The sequence below is a fragment of the Halanaerocella petrolearia genome, assembly GCF_054657875.1.
Map to the genome: position 1 here is coordinate 668,157 of NZ_BAAHXW010000002.1, position 14,544 is coordinate 682,700.

At 34.3% G+C, this 14,544-nt stretch carries 17 protein-coding genes, 1 tRNA gene, 1 other RNA gene and 1 pseudogene; 18 read left to right on the forward strand and 2 right to left on the reverse strand.

The window, feature by feature from the left end; translation table 11 throughout:
* The first annotated feature begins 280 nt into the window (after positions 1-280).
* The 11 genes from ACYQ39_RS10520 to ACYQ39_RS10570 all read left to right on the forward strand — a co-directional run bounded on the left by ACYQ39_RS10520 (position 281) and on the right by ACYQ39_RS10570 (position 11,385).
* Positions 281-1,297 (forward strand): sugar-binding transcriptional regulator, encoded by a 1,017-nt coding sequence (locus ACYQ39_RS10520; RefSeq protein ID WP_459842834.1) that lies wholly within the window; start codon positions 281-283, stop codon positions 1,295-1,297.
* A gap of 50 nt (positions 1,298-1,347) precedes the next feature.
* On the forward strand, positions 1,348-2,343 hold the full coding sequence (gap, locus tag ACYQ39_RS10525) for a type I glyceraldehyde-3-phosphate dehydrogenase (protein WP_459842836.1): 996 nt from the start codon (positions 1,348-1,350) through the stop codon (positions 2,341-2,343).
* Between the two features lie 80 nt (positions 2,344-2,423).
* On the forward strand, positions 2,424-3,611 hold the full coding sequence (locus tag ACYQ39_RS10530; RefSeq protein ID WP_459842838.1) for a phosphoglycerate kinase: 1,188 nt from the start codon (positions 2,424-2,426) through the stop codon (positions 3,609-3,611).
* A gap of 127 nt (positions 3,612-3,738) precedes the next feature.
* Complete coding sequence (gene tpiA / locus ACYQ39_RS10535) at positions 3,739-4,491, forward strand: triose-phosphate isomerase (protein ID WP_459842840.1); 753 nt, start codon at positions 3,739-3,741, stop codon at positions 4,489-4,491.
* Positions 4,492-4,509: 18 nt separating this feature from the next.
* A complete protein-coding gene (gpmI, locus tag ACYQ39_RS10540; protein WP_459842842.1) occupies positions 4,510-6,063 on the forward strand; it encodes a 2,3-bisphosphoglycerate-independent phosphoglycerate mutase in 1,554 nt (517 codons plus the stop codon).
* A gap of 76 nt (positions 6,064-6,139) precedes the next feature.
* Positions 6,140-7,420: a phosphopyruvate hydratase gene (gene eno / locus ACYQ39_RS10545; RefSeq protein WP_459842844.1), complete on the forward strand. Its 1,281-nt coding sequence runs from the start codon at positions 6,140-6,142 to the stop codon at positions 7,418-7,420.
* Positions 7,421-7,636: 216 nt separating this feature from the next.
* Entirely contained in the window at positions 7,637-7,864 is a 228-nt protein-coding gene (gene secG / locus ACYQ39_RS10550) for a preprotein translocase subunit SecG (protein WP_459842846.1), read from the forward strand.
* 137 nt (positions 7,865-8,001) lie between these two features.
* Positions 8,002-10,125 (forward strand): ribonuclease R, encoded by a 2,124-nt coding sequence (rnr, locus tag ACYQ39_RS10555; RefSeq protein WP_459842848.1) that lies wholly within the window; start codon positions 8,002-8,004, stop codon positions 10,123-10,125.
* 245 nt (positions 10,126-10,370) lie between these two features.
* Positions 10,371-10,841, forward strand: a complete 471-nt coding sequence (smpB, locus tag ACYQ39_RS10560) for an SsrA-binding protein SmpB (protein WP_459842850.1) — start codon at positions 10,371-10,373, stop codon at positions 10,839-10,841.
* A gap of 6 nt (positions 10,842-10,847) precedes the next feature.
* Positions 10,848-11,207, forward strand: a transfer-messenger RNA (tmRNA) gene (gene ssrA / locus ACYQ39_RS10565).
* 102 nt (positions 11,208-11,309) lie between these two features.
* Positions 11,310-11,385, forward strand: a tRNA-Trp gene (locus ACYQ39_RS10570).
* A gap of 57 nt (positions 11,386-11,442) precedes the next feature.
* On the opposite strand, the gene ACYQ39_RS10575 is transcribed toward ACYQ39_RS10570, so the two are convergent.
* Both ACYQ39_RS10575 and ACYQ39_RS10580 read right to left on the reverse strand, forming a co-directional pair.
* The gene (locus ACYQ39_RS10575; RefSeq protein WP_459842852.1) at positions 11,443-11,640 is read right to left on the reverse strand and encodes a hypothetical protein; all 198 of its coding nucleotides are present in this window, start codon (positions 11,638-11,640) and stop codon (positions 11,443-11,445) included.
* A gap of 13 nt (positions 11,641-11,653) precedes the next feature.
* A complete protein-coding gene (locus ACYQ39_RS10580; protein WP_459842854.1) occupies positions 11,654-11,812 on the reverse strand; it encodes a hypothetical protein in 159 nt (52 codons plus the stop codon).
* Positions 11,813-11,938: 126 nt separating this feature from the next.
* Between ACYQ39_RS10580 and ACYQ39_RS10585 the strand changes: the two genes are divergently transcribed.
* From ACYQ39_RS10585 to ACYQ39_RS10615, 7 genes and pseudogenes are all read left to right on the forward strand, one after another.
* Positions 11,939-12,172 (forward strand): hypothetical protein, encoded by a 234-nt coding sequence (locus ACYQ39_RS10585; RefSeq protein WP_459842856.1) that lies wholly within the window; start codon positions 11,939-11,941, stop codon positions 12,170-12,172.
* A 144-nt stretch (positions 12,173-12,316) separates the two neighbouring features.
* Entirely contained in the window at positions 12,317-12,982 is a 666-nt protein-coding gene (locus ACYQ39_RS10590; RefSeq protein WP_459842858.1) for an ATP-binding protein, read from the forward strand.
* A gap of 25 nt (positions 12,983-13,007) precedes the next feature.
* Positions 13,008-13,157 carry a Spo0E family sporulation regulatory protein-aspartic acid phosphatase gene (locus ACYQ39_RS10595; RefSeq protein ID WP_459842860.1) on the forward strand — a complete coding sequence of 50 codons (150 nt, stop codon included), beginning with the start codon at positions 13,008-13,010 and terminating at the stop codon, positions 13,155-13,157.
* 216 nt (positions 13,158-13,373) lie between these two features.
* A complete protein-coding gene (locus tag ACYQ39_RS10600; RefSeq protein WP_459842862.1) occupies positions 13,374-13,610 on the forward strand; it encodes a hypothetical protein in 237 nt (78 codons plus the stop codon).
* 227 nt (positions 13,611-13,837) lie between these two features.
* Entirely contained in the window at positions 13,838-13,981 is a 144-nt protein-coding gene (locus tag ACYQ39_RS10605; RefSeq protein WP_459842863.1) for a hypothetical protein, read from the forward strand.
* A gap of 14 nt (positions 13,982-13,995) precedes the next feature.
* Positions 13,996-14,175 carry a hypothetical protein gene (locus ACYQ39_RS10610; RefSeq protein ID WP_459842865.1) on the forward strand — a complete coding sequence of 60 codons (180 nt, stop codon included), beginning with the start codon at positions 13,996-13,998 and terminating at the stop codon, positions 14,173-14,175.
* Between the two features lie 69 nt (positions 14,176-14,244).
* A pseudogene (locus ACYQ39_RS10615) lies at positions 14,245-14,400 on the forward strand (IS3 family transposase); the annotation flags it as partial.
* Between the last annotated feature and the right edge of the window lie 144 nt (positions 14,401-14,544).

A 14,544-nucleotide genomic window follows, 5' to 3' on the forward strand; every position in this document is an offset into this window, starting at 1 on the left:
AAAAAGTTTATTTTTTTGCAGGAGTTAAAATTTAAATCTAGAAAGATAGCTATGGAACAATTAAGATAAAACAGCAATTATATAATTATTAAGCAAATAAATAAAAAAGATCAATTTTTTGCAGGAGTTAAGAATTAAGTCTTGAAATACTCCTAGTGGAGACTGAATAATTGGCACTTATATTTCTTATAATAGAAGTGCACTTTTATTTTTATAGTTGCTGGGACAGTTTTATGTTGGCGGGATATTTTTGTCCCGCAGAAGGATTGAGGGATATTTGATGGTTAACTATTTTAGGTTACAGCAGAAGATTGCTCCAGAGTTAGTGGAGGTTATAGAGGCAAGATATATTATTCTTAGAGAGATTCATCGTTTTGGGCCAATCGGACGCCGTTCTTTGGCTAAGAAGTCTGGTTTGAGTGAAAGAACTGTGCGTAAGCACTTAAATTTTCTAAAAGAAAATCAATTTATAGTAATTACTAGTTTAGGTGCTCAAATTATTGAAGCAGGAATTAGAATTTTATCCGACTTAGATGGTTATATTAAAGAACTGAGAGGAACTAAGGAACTAGAAAGAAAATTATCTCAAATTTTAGAAGTGGAGGTTCATATAGTTCCCCAAAGTTTAAATTATAACCAATCTAAAGATGAATTAGGTAGATTTTCTGCTGATTTTTTAACCGATTTAATTACTGCTGATGACATAATTGCTGTAACAGGAGGGAATACTTTAGCTACTGTAGCTAAAATGATGACTCCTATAGATGATAATTCAAATATAACTGTAGTTCCTGGTCGTGGCGGATTAGGAGAGGAAGTAGAGATTCAAGCTAACACTATTGCAGCTAAAATTGCTAATAAATTAGGTGGTGAATACCACTTATTACATATACCTGATAGTTTACAACAGGATACTATTTCTAAATTAGTGATTGAACCTTCTATTAAACATATACTTGATTTAGCAAAAAGTGCTGATATTTTAGTACATGGAGTTGGAACAGCTCAAGTAATGGCCAAAAGAAGAAAGATGTCTATAAGTAAGATTAGAGAATTAGAAGATAAAGGTGCTGTAGGAGAGAGTTTTGGTTATTATTTTAACCAAGTAGGAGAAATTGTCTATTCTACAGCTAGTGTGGGATTAAAATTATCTGATTTGGTTAAAATAAAAAAGGTCGTTGCTGTTGCTGGAGGAGAACAGAAAGCAGAAGCTATCTTAGCTGCTGTTTCTAATAAATATCAGGATGTTTTAATTACTGATGAAGAAGCTGCTCAAAAGATTTTAGAATTAGTTTAAGTTTATAATTTTATTTTAAATAAATTTATCCTAAATAAGGAGGAGTTAAAATGACAAAAAGAATTGCAATTAATGGATTTGGACGAATTGGTAGAGGTTTCTTAAGACTTATTAATCAAAGAGGTGAAGATTTAGAGATTGTTGCTATCAACGACTTAGTTGATGTAGAGAACTTAGCTTATTTACTTAAGTATGACTCTGTACATGGTCAGTTTGATGGTACAGTAGATACTAAAGATGGAAACTTAGTTGTTAATGGTGAAGAAATCGAAGTTTCTGCTGTTAAAGATCCTGCTGAGTTACCATGGGACGAACATAATATTGATATTGTAATCGAATCTACAGGTGTATTCCGATACAAAGAGCAATTAGAACAGCACTTAGAAGCTGGAGCAGACAAGGTTCTTTTAACTGTACCTGCTAAAGATGAATTAGATAACACTATTGTATTAGGTGTTAATGATGATGACTTATCTGATGATGATAAGATTGTTTCTAATGCATCATGTACTACTAACTGCTTAGCTCCATTAGCTAAAGCATTAAATGATGAGTTTGGTATTGAGAAAGGATTAATCACTACTGTTCACGGATATACTGCTAGCCAGGCTATCTTAGATGCGCCTGCAAGCAAGACTAGAAGAGGTAGAACTGCTGCTGAAAATATCATTCCTACAACTACTGGTGCAGCAATTGCTACTACTAAAGTATTACCTGAATTAGAAGGTAAGATTGACGGTATGGCTATGCGAGTTCCAGTTCCTAATGGTTCTTGCGTTGATGGAGTATTTACTTTATCAGAAGATGTAACTGCTGAAGAAGTAAATGCTGCTCTTAAAGAGAAGGCTGAAGGAGAAATGGAAGGCGTATTAGGTTATACTGAAGAGCCTCTTGTTTCTCGAGATATTATGGGACAGTTCGAATCTTCTAAGGTTGATGCTGGAGCGACTATGCAAGTTGCTGACAATATGGTTAAGATTATTTCTTGGTACGATAACGAGTTAAGTTATACTAATCGAGTTGTTGATTTAGCACTTAAGATGTAATTAGAGTTAACTTTTAGAGGTGGGGTCATCAGTAATTGTTGGCCCTGCCTTATTATTTAAAAAACTCGGAGGTGAAACTAATGGATAAAAAAGTTCTAAAAGATGTTAATGTAGATGATAAGCAGGTGTTAGTTAGAGTTGATTTTAATGTACCTGTTGATGATGAAGGTAATGTAACTGACGAGACAAGAATTGAAGCTGCTTTACCTACAATCAAGTATCTACTTAAGCATGATGCTAAAGTTATCTTAATGGCCCACTTTGGTCGTCCAGGTGGAGAAGTTAAGGAAGATCTACGTTTAGATCCTGTAGCTCAAGCTTTATCTAATAGATTAGATAAGCAAGTTACTAAAGTTGATGATACTGTTGGTGAAGATGCTAAGAAAGCAGTTGCTAATATGGAGTCAGGTGACGTTGTATTATTAGAGAATACGCGATTCAATCCTGGCGAAAAGCAGAATGGCGAAGAGTTCTCTAAACAGTTAGCTGAGTTTGCTGATGTATATGTTAATGATGCATTTGGTGCAACTCATAGAGCTCATGCTTCTACAGCAGGAGTAGCTGACTATGTAGATGAAGCTGTTGCTGGTTTCTTAATTCAAAATGAATTAGAAACTATGGGTCAAGCAGTTTATAATCCAGAGCATCCTTATGTAGCAATTATTGGTGGTGCTAAGGTATCTGATAAGATTGGAGTTATTGAATCTCTAATTGAAAAAGTAGATGCTTTATTAATTGGTGGTGGAATGGCCAATACCTTTATTGCTGCTCAAGGATATGAGACTGGTGACTCTTTACTTGAAGAGGATAAGATTGATTTAGCTGGTGAATTAATTGAAAAAGCTGAAGCTAAAGGAGTCGATCTAGTATTACCAGTTGATTTAGTTATTGCTGATGACTTTGCTGCTGATGCTGATAATAAAGTTGTAGCTGTTGATGAGATTGAAGAGGGCTGGCAAGCTCTAGATATTGGCCCTAAGACTATAGAAGAATTTACAGCTGTTCTTAATGATGCTAAGACAGTAGTTTGGAATGGACCAATGGGTGTCTTTGAAATGGATGCCTTTGCTCAAGGAACTAATAAAGTAGCTGATGTATTAGCTAACCTTGATGCAATGACTATTATTGGTGGTGGAGATTCTGCAGCTGCTGTTAAGAAAGCTGGACTTGAAAATGAAATGACTCATATTTCTACTGGTGGTGGAGCTTCTTTACAATTCTTTGAAGGTAAGCCATTACAAGCCGTAGAGGCACTAGATAACAAGTAGTATATATGTATACAGTGTACAGTTGAATTTAATAAGCTGTGCACTGTAGGCCTTTAGATATTGAATACATAATCTTGATATTAGTCTCAAACTTTAATAAATTGTGAATTAATAAGGAGGATAAATTATGCGTAAGCCTTTTATGTGTGCTAATTGGAAGATGCATAAGACAGTTGATGAAGCTGTAGAAATGGCTAAAGAATTTAAAGAATTAGTTGCTGATGTTGATGATGTAGAAGCAGGTATTTGTGCTCCAGCAGTTGATTTATATCCACTAAATGAAGTATTAGCTGATTCAAATGTTAAGCTTGGATCAGAAAATATGTATTATAAAGAGAGTGGTGCTTATACTGGTGAACTTTCTCCAGATATGATTAAATCTGTTGGATGTGAATATGCAATTATTGGTCATTCTGAACGAAGAGAGATCTTTGGTGAAGATGATGAATTACTTAATTTAAAGTTAAAGACTGCTTTTGCTAATGATATTAAGCCTATTTTATGTATTGGTGAAAAGCTAGAAGAAAGAGAAGCAGGTCAGCATTTCGCTCGAGTTAAGTTTCAATTAGAAGCTGATTTATCTGGTATTGAAGCAGATGATGTTAAAGAGATGGTACTTGCTTATGAGCCACTATGGGCTATTGGTACTGGAGAAAGTGCTACTCCAGAGCAAGCTGAAGAGATAGTTAAATTTATTAGAGAAACAGTTGCAGAAATGTATGATGAAGAGACTGCTGAAGCAATTCGAATTCAGTATGGTGGCAGTGTTAAGCCATGGAATGTAGAAGAGATTATGGCTCAGCCAAATATTGATGGTGCTTTAGTAGGAAGTGCTAGCTTAGAAGCAGAGTCATTCTCTAAAATAGTAAAGTTTAAATAGTATAGAGAGGTGATAAACATGGCAGCACCAAAACCGTTAGCATTAATTATATTAGATGGATTTGGTTGTAATTCAAAGGAAGAAATGAATGGTGTTAAAGCTGCAAATACGCCAAACTTTGATAAACTATGGAATGAATACCCTAGTACAACTATTCAGGCTTCTGGAAAGGAAGTTGGTTTACCAGAAGGACAGATGGGTAACTCTGAAGTAGGTCATCTGAATTTAGGGTCAGGAAGAATTGTTTATCAAGATTTTACTCGTATCAATCTTGCTATTGAAGAAGATAAATTAAATGATAATGAAGCTATAAAGGGAGCAATTAAGAATGCAAAGGAGAATAATTCTGCTTTGCATCTGTTAGGATTGCTTTCTGATGGTGGAGTTCATAGTCATAATAAACATTTATATGGCTTATTAGAGGTTGCTAAGGAAGAAGGTCTTGATGATGTTTATGTTCATGCTATTTTAGATGGTCGGGATACTCCTCCATCTAGTGCAGAAAAATATGTACAAGAGTTAGAAGAAAAGTTGGCCCAAATTGGAGTAGGAGAAATAGCTACAATTGGTGGGCGTTATTATTATATGGATCGTGATAATAATTGGGAAAGAACAGAAAAAGCGTATAATGCTATGTGCTTTAGTCAAGGTAATAAGGCAGAGTCAGCTTTGGAAGCAGTAAAGTCTTCTTATGCTGAGGATACTACAGATGAGTTTGTTCTTCCTACAGTTGTTGTAGATGAAGCTGGAGATCCAGTTGCCAAAGTAGAAGAAGATGATTCAGCTGTCTTCTTTAACTTTAGAGCAGATCGAGCTCGGCAGTTAACTCGTGCTTTAAATGATGTTACCTTAAAAGGATTTGAAAGACAAGAAGGTTATCCTAATGTGCATATGGTTTGTATGACTGAGTATGATGAAACAATTGATGCTCCTGTAGCTTTCCCACCAGCTGAAATTAAAAATACATTATCAGAGGTATTATCTGATAATGGTCTTAAGCAACTTAAGATTGCTGAGACAGAAAAGTATGCTCATGTAACTTTCTTCTTTAATGGAGGGAAAGAGAAAGAGTATCAAGGAGAGGACAGAGAGTTAATTTCTTCTCCAGATGTTGCTACTTATGAGCAGAAACCAGAAATGAGTGCTTATGAAGTAACTAATAGATTAGTAGATAAGATAGATGAAGAAGACCATGATGTAATCATTCTTAATTATGCTAATACAGATATGGTAGGTCATACTGGAGATTTTGAAGCTGTACAAGAAGCAATTGAGTCTGTTGATGAGTGTTTAGGTCGGGTAATTGATGCTATTACAGAGCAAGGTGGAGCAGTTTTATTGACTGCAGACCATGGTAATGGTGAACAAATGATGGATTATGAGACTGAAGAACCATTTACAGCTCATACAACTAATCCAGTACCATTTGTATATATTAATGACCAAGCCAAAGATGCTCAATTAATTGAAGATGGAAAATTAGCTGATTTTGCACCAACTATGTTAAACTTATTAGGCATTGATGTGCCTGAAGAAATGACTGGTGAACAGCTTATTGGAAAGAATAAATAACAAAGAATAGATAATAAAGAGATTTATTATTTATTAATTCTTAATTATTAATTAAATAAAACTAGGAGGGAAAAATATGTTAGAAATTGTTGATGTAGTTGCTAGAGAAATTCTTGATTCAAGAGGTAATCCTACAGTCGAAGCTGATGTTTACTTAGCAGGAGGTGCAATGGGACGAGCTGCTGTTCCTTCTGGAGCTTCTACTGGTGAAAATGAAGCTTTAGAACTAAGAGATGGTGAAGATCGTTATAATGGAAAAGGTGTTCAAGAAGCTGTTACACATGTAAATCAAGATATTGCACCTGAAATTATTGGTATGCTTGCTAATCGTCAAGTTGATATTGATAATTTAATGATTGAGTTAGATGGAACAGAAAGAAAAGAAAACTTTGGAGCTAATGCTATTTTAGGTGTTTCTATGGCAGTAGCTAAAGCAGCTGCTAATCAGTTAGGTCTGCCATTATATCAGTATTTAGGTGGAGTTAACTCTAAAGAATTACCAGTTCCAATGATGAATATCTTAAATGGTGGAGAGCATGCTGACTCTGCTGTAGATATTCAGGAATTTATGATTATGCCAGTTGGTTTCGATAATTATAGTCGAGCTTTACAAGCTGGTTCTGAAATCTTCCATGCTCTACAAAATATCTTAGCTGAAAAAGGAGATGTAACTGCAGTAGGTAACGAAGGTGGTTTTGCTCCTCGTGATATTGATGGTACTGAGGGAGCTATTGAAATAATCATCGAAGCAATTGAACAAGCTGGTTATGCTCCTGGTGATGATATTGTACTTGCTTTAGATGCAGCTGCTAGTGAATTCTATGAAGATGGAAAGTATAACTTCAAGCGAGAAGGAGCAGTAAGAACTAGTGAAGAGATGGTTGAATTCTATGCTGATCTAGTTGAGAAATATCCAATTCAGTCTATTGAAGATGGATTAGATGAAGACGATTGGGATGGTTGGGTGAAATTGACTGAAGAATTAGGAGATAAAATCCAAATCGTTGGTGATGACTTATTCGTAACTAACACGGAATTCCTTGCTAAAGGAATTGAAATGGGTGCTGCTAATTCTATCTTAATCAAAGTAAACCAGATTGGTACTATTACTGAAACTCTTGATGCTATTGAATTAGCTAAAAGAAATAATATGACTGCCGTTGTATCTCATCGTTCTGGTGAAACTGCTGATGATACAATTTCTGATCTTGTTGTTGCTACTAATGCTGGTCAGATTAAAACTGGTTCTGCTTCTCGTTCTGATAGAATGGCAAAGTATAATCAGTTATTAAGAATTGAAGAGAAGTTAGCTGAGACAGGTCAATATAATGGTTTAGCTAATTTCTATAACTTATAATAGATCACTTTTAAGGGCAGGGAAACCTGCCCTATTATTATTTTATAATGTGTATAGTTTATAATTAGAGTTAAAACTATATAATTATATATTAATAGTTGGTAATGTTTTGATTTTAGGATTTAATTGATAATTGACTATTGTCAATTATCGATTGCTTTTTTACTCCAATTGTGTTAAAATATTTATTGGTATTTTAACGAGGAGGTAATACAAGTGGCATTTTTTCTTAAGATACTATTAATCATTGTGTCTATTACCCTAATTGTTTCTGTATTATTACAGTCTGGTAAAAGTGCAGGATTAGGTGGTCTTGATGGAGGAGGAGCAACTGGTTCTTTATTTGGAGACCAAGGTAAGGCCTTAGATCAAGTTTTAAGTAAAGTGACTACTGCTGCAGCTGTTTTATTCATGATATTATCATTAGTAGTTGCAGCTGTATAAGTAATTATATTACTTTGATTTCATAAGACTCTTGGTTGGATTCTTATCTGACTGAGAGTTTTGTTTTTTATAAGGGTATATAGACTCTAGATTATGAGAATAATAAATAATAAATCATGTAATAACGGAGGGAAAATATGAGTGTAAAGAGTTCTATTTTAAACTTTATGCGTGAACAGGCTTATAAGCCTATGACAGCAGAAGAGTTACTACAGGTATTTGAGATTCCTAAAGAGGAAAAGGATATGTTTTTAAGTGTCCTATCTGAGATGGAAGCTGAAGGTTCTATTATTAAGAATCGTAAAGATCGTTATGGTGTTCCAGAACGAATGAATTTAGTAGTAGGTCGTATACAAGGACACGCTAAAGGTTTTGGTTTCTTAATTCCTGATAATCCGGCTCAAGAAGATGTTTATATCAGTTTTAAAGATCTAAATGGTGCTATGCATAATGATAGAGTAGTAGTCAGAATAATTGGTAAGCAAAGTGGTAAGCGATTATCTGGAGAAGTAATTAAAGTCTTAGAACGGGCCAATAAGAAGATAGTTGGTACATATGAAGATAGTAAGAACTTTGGTTTTGTAGTACCAGATGATTCTAGGATTAGCCATGATATTTTTGTGCCTAAAAAAGAGAGTAAAGAAGCCCAAGAAGGTCAAAAAGTAGTAGTTGAAATTACTCGTTGGCCAGACAAAAGTAGAAATCCTGAAGGACAGATAGTAGAGATTTTAGGCCATCAAGACGATCCTGGTGTTGATATTGAAGCTATTATTCGTAAGTTAGAATTACCAGAAGAGTTTCCATCAGAAGTGCAAGAAATGGTAGCTGAATTGTCAGAAGAGATCCCTGAAGAAGAAGCAGAGCGGAGAAAAGATTTAAGAGATTTAATGATGGTGACTATAGATGGTGATGATGCTAAAGATTTTGATGATGCAGTATCAATTGTTGACCTAGGAGATAATCAGGTTCGATTAGGAGTTCATATTGCTGATGTAACCTATTATGTTGAAGAAGGATCTGTTTTAGATAAGGAAGCTAGTAAGAGAGGAACAAGTATTTATTTAGTAGATAGAGTTATTCCTATGCTACCAGAGAAACTGTCTAATAATTTATGTAGTTTACGGTCTAATGAAGATAGACTAGCTATGACAGTATTAATGGATTTTGATTTAGGTAGTGGAGAATTGCTGGATTATGAAATTACTGAGAGTATAATTGAAGTTAATCATAGATTGACTTATAACAAAGTTAATCAAATGCTAATGGATAATGATGAAGAACTAATTTCTCAATATGATGATGTAATAGATGATTTAAGAATGATGGAAGATTTAGCTGCTATCTTGAGAGATAATAGACAGGATAAAGGTAGTGTTGATTTTGATTTTTCAGAGATCAATATAGTTCTAGATGATGAAGGTAGTCCGATTGATATTGTAAAAGTAGAAAGAGGAGTATCTGAAAAGTTAATTGAAGACTTTATGATTAGGACTAATGAGGTAGTTGCTGAAGCAATGTATTATAGGGAAGTTCCTTTTATTTACCGAGTTCATGAACAGCCTAGTTTAGAAGACTTAACAGATTTAAATCAGTTTCTTCATAATCTAGGTTATCATATTAAAGGGTTAAAAGAAGATATTCATCCTAAAGCTTTACAGACAGTACTGAATAAGGTAGCTGGAGAGCCAGAAGAGAGGGTAGTTAATACAGTATTACTAAGAACAATGCAACAGGCCCATTATCATCCTCAAAATGTAGGTCACTTTGGATTGGCTTCAGACTGTTATTCCCATTTTACTTCTCCAATTAGAAGATATCCTGATTTAATGATTCATAGAATTATTAAAGAGGTAATTAATAATGGAGTTTTATCTTCAGATCGAAGAGAAGAGTTAGAAGAGAATCTATTTTCTATAGCAGACCATTGTTCTGTTCAAGAGAGAAAGGCTATGGATGCTGAAATGGAATCTAAAGATTTAAAGAAGGTAGAGTATATGGAAGATAAGATTGGAGAAGAATACGAAGGTATTATTAGTAGTATTATGCCCTTTGGATTCTTTGTTGAGCTAGATAATGGAATTGAAGGTTTAGTACATGTTAGTACAATGCTAGATGATTATTATCACTATCATGAGGACAAGCATGCCTTTATTGGTGAAAGGACCGCTAATATATATCGATTAGGTGATGAAGTTAAAGTAGAACTTAGTCAGGTCAATTTAGCTGATCGAGAAATTGATTTAGAGTTAATTACTGATTAATAGTTATGAGTTATGAGCTATGAGTTGTGAGCCAGTTCAAAACCAAAGAAATAAGAATTTAAAATAAAAGATTTTATATAAAAAGGTTGTGATTTGGCTCATAGCTCAAGTCACATGACTATAACTATTGATATAAACTACTAAATTATTCTTGACAAATAAAATATAGTTGTTATAATAATAAGTGCTCTTGATGATAAGGAGATGACTAAAATCTCCTTAGGTAGAAGTCAGAGGTGAAGAAAATGGGAGATCAAGTGAAAGTTATTGCTAAAAACCGTAAAGTAAGACATGAGTATCATATTGAAGAGACTTATGAAACCGGAATTGCTCTTAAGGGAACAGAGATTAAGTCTATCCGGCAAGGTAAGGTAAGTCTTAAAGATAGTTTTGCTTTGGTTAGAGAAGAAGAAGTTTTCTTGCATAATCTGCATATTGCACGTTATAAGCAAGGAAATCGCTATAACCATGAGCCAGAAAGAAAGAGAAAGCTTTTATTGCATAAACATCAAATTAAAAATTTAATAGGAAAGACTAAACAGAGTGGATATACGTTAGTTCCTTTAAAACTCTATTTTAAGAGACAGTTAGTTAAGGTTGAGTTAGCTTTAGCTAAAGGTAAGAATCTCCATGATAAACGTGAAGATATTAAGAAGAAGACAGCCCAACGTGAAATGGAACGGGCTATGAAGGATCGACAAGTAGGTAGGTATTAAATTCATGGGGGTGTATATGGGACTCGACCTATAGAGTATGAGGGAGCCAGCGAGCCGAGATTGCTATTAAACTCGTAACATTAATGGCATTTCTAAATTTATTTGCAAACGATAATAATTACGCTTTAGCGGCTGCGTAACGCACCCGCTACACTTATAGGGGCTTTGTCTGTGAGTGCCTATAAGTGTCATATTAGCAGACTACCTATCCTCTAAAGCTTGTAGGAGAGTAGGGAATTTTGCAAGCTAGTGCTTTAGATCCTGTCTGTGGGAGCTAAAGTTGCGAAGTTAAAACAGAGACTATGCTCGTAGAACCTCCTAGGGTATTCTATAGGGACGGCGGTTCGACTCCGCCCACCTCCACCAATTTAATTTATATAAATTTTTCTTGACATTTTATTTTCTATTATATATAATAGTTATTGTCTTGTGAGGACAAGCCACTAACAAATATGAATATTATAATGTACGGGAATAGCTCAATTGGCAGAGCACTGGACTCCAAATCCAGGTGTTGCGGGTTCAAGTCCTGCTTCCCGTGCCATTTTTATTTTTTGTACCCTTAAAAAGGGTGCTTTTTTAATTTTTTGACTATAATATTTTATTGTACAGCTAATAATTCTCCTCTACGCATTCCTGTAAATACTGCAATATAGATAAGATCATAGACCCAATCATCTGCTTGATCGAGTAATTTATTCACTTCTTCTTGAGTTAATGCTTTAATCCCAGTAGTATCTGGTGATGGAGCTTCTATGACTTCAGCTGGATTATTATCAATTACCTCGTTAAAAACCATCCTTTAAAGAATATTATTCAGGAGGTACATCATCTTCTTCAGCGAAAGTTCTAATGATCTTAATAATTTTAACCAAGTCTTCATCAGATAATTTTCTACTTTCTCTTAATAGTATCTGTCGTTGGTCATCTTGAGATAATTCAACAAGAAATTCTAACTCTTCTTCACCCAATAACTCTAACGTCTCCTCAGGGATTTCTTTTTTTAAGATGGAAATCACAATAAGCCAGGGACAATTCGAGAAACTTTTGAGGAGTACTGGAGGATATTAACTCCTAACCCTTCTCAAGTATTAAAGTTGACTGAAGTTGCTGAAGACTTAACTGTTGAAGTAGTCATTGAAGGAATGAAGAGAGCTAGGTATAAGGATGATCCCTTTCAATACTGCTTTGGACTGAATCCTAAGGAAGGTAAGGGTTTGATCAATAACTGGATTAAAGCAGGAGTTAGTTCAATGGCAGATGTCAAAGGGTTAGACAGGCAGTATAATAGAGAACAGAAGCAGAGGAGGGACTGTCAAGATGGAAGGTGAAAGAACAAACTTCAACTACATGTAGAAAGAGCCAGAAGGAACTGGAAGCAGAATACCCAGACTACTAAGCAAGTTGAAGAAGAGGAGTATGACTGTCAGATTTGTAAAGATAGAGGTTTTTACCAACCTGAAGGGCAGTCAGAGATGGTTGAGTGTAGCTGTAATAAGAGTAAGAAGGTTAAGAAGAAGATTAGGTCTGCTAAAATTCCGGCTAGATTTAAGAAGAGCCGATTAAATAATTTTCAGTTTAAAGATGTATCTCATAAGCAGGCCTATCAACATGCCCAAGTATTAGTTAAAGAGATAGATAAGTTTATTAATCATAACTGGGGCTTATATATTCAAGGTCCACCAAGTCAAGGCAAGACTAAGCTCCAAGCTAGTATAGTCAATGAATTATGTGTTGATGATGATTATCTAGGGGTAATGGTCAATGTCAGAGAGCTGTTAAGTGATTTGAAGGATGCAGTAGGTGAAGGCAGACTTAATGAGATGTTAGGAGCTATTGGAGAGAATAAGATAATTGCTTTAAATGATTTAACTGGGGGTAAGAGACCGACTGATAGTTTTACTGAGTTTGAGAGAGGAATTATTTATCGCTTGATTGATGAGGTTTATGAGGAGAATAAGACTTTAATTATTACTACTAAGTATAATTATGACTGGTTGCAAGACAAGTTAGGTCAGGATGTTAGAGATAGAATTCAGGAGATGTGTGGCCAGTCAATTGTGATGAAGGGATATAACTGGAGAAGAAAAGCTGGAGAGAAGAGAGATCAAGTTGTTAAGCAGATGATTAATAATTTATAACTGAAGCTGAAAGTGAGGTAGTAAAGTGGAAGAGCTAAAGAGTGAGATTAAGGAGCTCAAGGAACAGCTAAAAGATAAAGCAGCAAGAAGAGATGATTTAGTTGATAGAGAAGTTGTTGAGTTAAGTGAAGAGTTAGATGGTAAAATCTTAGCTTATTATCAAGAGAAGATTTAATCTATTTTACACCCTTGTTATGTTAACGAGGGTGTTTTGTCTTTTGGGTTTGATTTTTGACACATGACTGATGACTAAAAGTCGCCAGAGGCGATCTTTTCTAGGGAGGGGGACTACGATAAGCTGATTGAATATTTATCTAGTTATAGACAGTTTAAGAGTAGATTAGAAGCTCTTGAGATTCAGTTGGAGTATGATGGGAAGTTGGAGGAAGAGTTGGCTTGTGAGAAGGAAGAGTTGGAAAGGAAGATTGGAATAATAGAGGCTGGATTGGATGCCTTAGATCAAGAACAGGAGTTGCCATTGATTAAGGCTAAGTATCTACAAGGCAAGATAGAAAGGGATAATTTAATTTATGATAGTAGATTGTTTCCTTATTCTAGTAGTCAGTACTATCGAGTAAAAAAACAAGCATTAGATAAATTAGAAGAGAGTATTGGTGATTTATTGTAGTTAATGATTATAAAAGTAAATTTTAAAATATAACTAAGGGAGGAAATTAATAATGGGTCTGAAGGGTTTAAAAAGTAATAACTTAATTTCGAAAAATACTTGATTTTCAGAAATTATGTAATAATTAGTATATAATGATTTTTTATTATTAAAAGGAGGTTAATTACAATTAATCCATAATAATAAATATATGTGGAATATATTATTTTGTAAAGGAGGGATATTGAATGGCAGATAATAAGGATATTTTGAAAGGTGCAGCTAAAGTGGTAACTGGTCTGGTAGCTGCTGGGGTTGCTGTAGTTACTGGAAAAGAGGGAGCTAAAAACATAAAAAAATATGCTGATGAAGTTACCAAAAATAAGAAGTAATAGGAGGGGAATAGATGGGAGATAAGAAGAACGAGTTAGTTGAAAAAGGAGCAAAAGAAGTTGTTAAGCAAGGTGGCAAGGTTTTTAAAAATATAGATAAACAATTACCTAATACGCCAATAGATAAAGCAGGAAAGTCATTAGGTAAGAAAATTTGTAAAGGTATTGATAAAGCGATAGATACTTTATTTTAAATTTAATTAAATTGTGCAACCAGATCTGGTTGCACAATTTTTTTAGTGTATGATTAAATCTTATCATGTTTCACAACTAATTATCAAAACAGATGCCAAGCAAGATAAGATATATTTGAATATATTGTAATCTTTTATAACAAATTTAGGATTCATTCAGCTTTAAACTATAAAAGTCCAGATAAATACGAAAATGAGAGAAAAACCACTAAACTATGTGTCTAATTTAATGGGGGAACCTCAAATTGCATCATAAGAAATATACAATAAAGTTTTAGTGTGGAAAGATTAGACTTCAGTTTTGATCTTTCAGAATATAACATAAGATTAAAAATATTAATATTATATATTACCGGGTCAACTTTGAAA

Excerpts from the sequence above, each read along its gene's own strand:
- ACYQ39_RS10575 (WP_459842852.1), bottom strand. The coding sequence starts at position 11,640 with ATGGTTTTTAACGAGGTAATTGATAATAATCCAGCTGAAGTCATAGAA.
- gpmI (WP_459842842.1), top strand. The coding sequence starts at position 4,510 with ATGGCAGCACCAAAACCGTTAGCATTAATTATATTAGATGGATTTGGT.
- rnr (WP_459842848.1), top strand. The coding sequence starts at position 8,002 with ATGAGTGTAAAGAGTTCTATTTTAAACTTTATGCGTGAACAGGCTTAT.
- smpB (WP_459842850.1), top strand. The coding sequence starts at position 10,371 with ATGGGAGATCAAGTGAAAGTTATTGCTAAAAACCGTAAAGTAAGACAT.
- ACYQ39_RS10590 (WP_459842858.1), top strand. The coding sequence starts at position 12,317 with ATGGTTGAGTGTAGCTGTAATAAGAGTAAGAAGGTTAAGAAGAAGATT.
- ACYQ39_RS10610 (WP_459842865.1), top strand. The coding sequence starts at position 13,996 with ATGGGAGATAAGAAGAACGAGTTAGTTGAAAAAGGAGCAAAAGAAGTT.
- gap (WP_459842836.1), top strand. The coding sequence starts at position 1,348 with ATGACAAAAAGAATTGCAATTAATGGATTTGGACGAATTGGTAGAGGT.
- ACYQ39_RS10605 (WP_459842863.1), top strand. The coding sequence starts at position 13,838 with ATGGCAGATAATAAGGATATTTTGAAAGGTGCAGCTAAAGTGGTAACT.
- ACYQ39_RS10520 (WP_459842834.1), top strand. The coding sequence starts at position 281 with ATGGTTAACTATTTTAGGTTACAGCAGAAGATTGCTCCAGAGTTAGTG.
- tpiA (WP_459842840.1), top strand. The coding sequence starts at position 3,739 with ATGCGTAAGCCTTTTATGTGTGCTAATTGGAAGATGCATAAGACAGTT.
- eno (WP_459842844.1), top strand. The coding sequence starts at position 6,140 with ATGTTAGAAATTGTTGATGTAGTTGCTAGAGAAATTCTTGATTCAAGA.
- ACYQ39_RS10530 (WP_459842838.1), top strand. The coding sequence starts at position 2,424 with ATGGATAAAAAAGTTCTAAAAGATGTTAATGTAGATGATAAGCAGGTG.